We start from the raw sequence: 2,017 nt of genomic DNA, 5'->3' as shown, positions 1-2,017 counted from the left end.
TCTCCGCCAAGCATGCTCAAGCTTCACGATTTTTGCAACAGAGCCCTTCGATGAGAATGCGGCAAGACCCTGTGAGCGTCCGGAGATGGCCTTGCAACTCGCGCACCGTCTTGAGGGCTTTGTCACGGGTCCGGTTCTCGGCGCGACGCGACATGCTGCCCAACAGCTTGTCGAACATCGTCAGGGTGGCATCGGTCAGGCTTTCCTCAAGACGGATGCCCTGCGCCGCCAGCGTCGCATGGCGGCGCAGGGCATTGAGTTCGCCAAGGTGCTGGGGTGTGATCCGGCTGCCTTCGTCCGCCAGCCTGTCAAAAGTCAAAGCCGGGATCATGTCGGCACGGGCGCGATCGAGATCCAGCGCGCGGATATGAGTGAGCCGTTCGATCAGGCGTAGGATGTTGCGCGCTGCCGGCGACTGTGGTGCATTGCGCAGCCAGGATAGCCATGTCGCGGCTTGCCCTGTTCGTCGGGCCAGCAGATCGTCCAGCCCCTGCAGCGTATCGGGCCGCAGGCCGTTCGTGAGCACTTCATAGGTAAGCTGTTCGGCCTGCTGGCGAGCACGCCGGAGTACCGCTTCGAGAACCGATGAAGAAGGCAGGAGGATCTGCCGGCGCCGAAGTTCGTCAACGATGACCCCCGCCATCTGGCCGGGGTGGACGATGGTCTGTGCGATCGGGATCGAGAATGCGACAACTTCGTGGAAAGCCTTGCGGTCGAAAATCCTGAACCCGTGCGATCGTCGGATTTCAACGAGATGTTCGCGACGGGTCTGGTCCCGATGGGCATAGTCCGCGAAGGCTTCGGGCGCGACGCCGAGTTGCTGCGCCACATAGGCGAGCACAGGAGCGGGCGGGACTTCACCCGCTTCCAGCGCACGGCCAGGCCATCTCATATAGAGTAGGAGCATCGCGTAGCCGAGCCGGGTGGCATCGCCGCGACGGCGGCCGACAATTTCCAGGTCGTCACCGGTCAGCGTATAGTGCCGCGCAATCTCGCGCTCATCGAGCGGCGCGCCATAATGCCCTGCCCAGATTTCCGCGCTCACCAGTCGCCGTCTCGCCAAGCACTATCTCCTTCCGCGTCCTTGTCCGTCAGACGGTCCTCTGGCGGCCAGCAGGAATATGTCCGTTAACTCTGGACCTATAACGGCGATTCGGACAAGATCAGATAATGATGGGAAAACGGACAGGATTGGGCTGCATGTGGCGTTGATCGGCTATGCGCGCGTCTCGACGGCAGACCAGAAGCTCTCACTCCAGCTCGACGCGCTGAACGCGGCCGGGTGCGACCGGATATTCGACGATCACGCATCTGGTGCAAAAGCCGATCGGCCCGGCCTGGCCGAGGCGCTCGCCTATCTGCGCAGCGGCGACACGCTGGTGGTTTGGAAACTCGACCGTCTTGGGCGCTCGATGAGCCATCTGATTGAGAAGGTCGGCGAGCTAGCGACGCGAGGTATCGGGTTCCGCTCGCTCACCGAGAACATCGACACCACCACTTCGGGCGGGATGCTGGTGTTCAACATCTTCGGCTCGCTTGCCCAGTTTGAGCGCGATCTGATCCGGGAGCGCACCCATGCAGGCCTCAAGGCCGCTCGCGAGCGAGGTCGCCCCGGTGGGCGGCGGCCAGTGGTCACACCTGACAAGCTCCGCAAGGCGCGCGAACATATCGCTTCCGGCCTCACAGTTCGCGAGGCCGCCGCGCGCCTCAAGATCGGCAAAACCGCCCTCTACAAAGCCCTCGAAGCCACGGAGAAGAACACAAAGTCCCAGCGTTCCCGGTCCGTTCGCTCTTAGCGTGCAGATAAGTCACTTTCGTGCAGTCACCCCCATTAGGGTGGCTCTTGCAGTGTATCGTCACATTGAGCGCAAACCCACCCTTTTGTGACAGACGAATGGTGTCACTCGGCCCTATCACTCTGGGGTGTACCCAAATGTTATAGGCCGATCAGCCGCCTCACGCTGCAAGCCGTCCAAAATCAATCCGGTCGTTCAGGTCGAGGTCGAAGCGGCCATAA

The 2,017-nt window shown here is 61.9% G+C and carries 1 protein-coding gene and 1 pseudogene; one reads left to right on the top strand and one right to left on the bottom strand.

Annotated features, from left to right (window positions below; all coding sequences use genetic code 11):
- Positions 1-46: 46 nt before the first annotated feature.
- A pseudogene (locus ET21_RS0121030) lies at positions 47-1,045 on the bottom strand (DUF4158 domain-containing protein); the annotation flags it as partial.
- A gap of 157 nt (positions 1,046-1,202) precedes the next feature.
- Between ET21_RS0121030 and ET21_RS0121025 the strand changes: the two are divergent.
- Positions 1,203-1,796 carry a recombinase family protein gene (locus ET21_RS0121025; protein ID WP_013039114.1) on the top strand — a complete coding sequence of 198 codons (594 nt, stop codon included), beginning with the start codon at positions 1,203-1,205 and terminating at the stop codon, positions 1,794-1,796.
- Positions 1,797-2,017 lie beyond the last annotated feature (221 nt).

Origin of the sequence: Sphingobium sp. DC-2 (assembly GCF_000722555.1) — a bacterium.
In the GTDB taxonomy this organism is placed as follows: domain Bacteria; phylum Pseudomonadota; class Alphaproteobacteria; order Sphingomonadales; family Sphingomonadaceae; genus Sphingobium; species Sphingobium quisquiliarum.
The sequence above is the reverse complement of the archived record's forward strand: the minus strand, read 5'-3'. Positions and strand labels throughout refer to the sequence as shown.